At 76.6% G+C, this 1,086-nt stretch carries 1 protein-coding gene; it reads left to right on the plus strand.

What is annotated here, in order from left to right:
* Positions 1-44: 44 nt before the first annotated feature.
* Positions 45-884: a tRNA pseudouridine(38-40) synthase TruA gene (gene truA, locus FOE67_RS26560; protein WP_182667367.1), complete on the plus strand. Its 840-nt coding sequence runs from the start codon at positions 45-47 to the stop codon at positions 882-884.
* The last annotated feature ends 202 nt before the right edge of the window (positions 885-1,086 follow it).

The raw sequence follows: 1,086 nt of genomic DNA on the forward strand, positions 1-1,086 counted from the left end.
ATAAGCGACAGACCGGGGACCGCTTCGCCCCGCCCCCCGGCACCGTGCGGATCCGACTGGACATCTCGTACGCCGGCACCGACTTCTCCGGGTGGGCACGGCAGCCGGGGGGCCGCCGCACCGTCCAGCAGGAGATCGAGGACGCCCTGGGCGTGGTCACCCGCACCGGGCGGACCTTCGAGCTGACGGTCGCCGGCCGCACCGACGCGGGCGTGCACGCGCGCGGCCAGGTCGCCCACACGGACCTGCCGGAGGAGCTGTGGGCCGCGCACGGGGAACACCTGGTGCGCCGGCTGGCCGGCCGGTTGCCGAAGGACGTGCGGGTGTGGCGGGCCGCGCCCGCGCCCCCGCACTTCGACGCCCGCTTCTCCGCCACCCACCGCCGGTACGTCTACCGGGTCACCGATCACCCCGGCGGGGTGGACCCGCTGCTGCGCGACCACGTCCTGTGGCACAACCACCCGCTGGACGAGGCCGCGATGAACGAGGCTGCCGGGCCGCTGCTGGGCGAGCACGACTTCGCCGCCTACTGCCGCCGGCGGGAGGGCGCCACCACCATCCGCACCCTGCGCGAGCTGCGCTGGGAGCGCCGCCCGGACGGCATCCTGGAGGCCACGGTGGTCGCGGACGCCTTCTGCCACAACATGGTCCGCTCGTTGGTCGGGGCGATGCTCTTCGTCGGGGACGGCCACCGGGCGCCGGAGTGGCCCGGTCGGGTGCTCGCCGCCCGGGTGCGGGACTCGGCGGTGCACGTGGTGCGCCCGCACGGCCTGACCCTGGAGGAGGTCGGCTACCCGCCGGACGGGCTGCTGGCGGCGCGCAACCGGGAGTCCCGCAACCGCCGGTCCCTGCCGGGAGCCGCCCCGGCCCCCGGCTGCTGCTGAGGCCGACCCGGGTGGGCGCGTGGCGGTTCAGACGCCGGTGGAGGAGCCCGGCCGAACGATCATGAGGACGGTCACCGTCGCCCACAGCAGGTTGAAGACCCCGGTGACCACGGCCAGGCGGACGGTGTCGCGCCGTTCCGGCGCGGCGGGCGTCCCGGTGGCGGGAGCCGTGCCGGCGGGCCCGGGGAGGGTGCCGGGGGAG

Source organism: Streptomyces calidiresistens (assembly GCF_014141525.1).
GTDB lineage: Bacteria > Actinomycetota > Actinomycetes > Streptomycetales > Streptomycetaceae > Streptomyces > Streptomyces calidiresistens.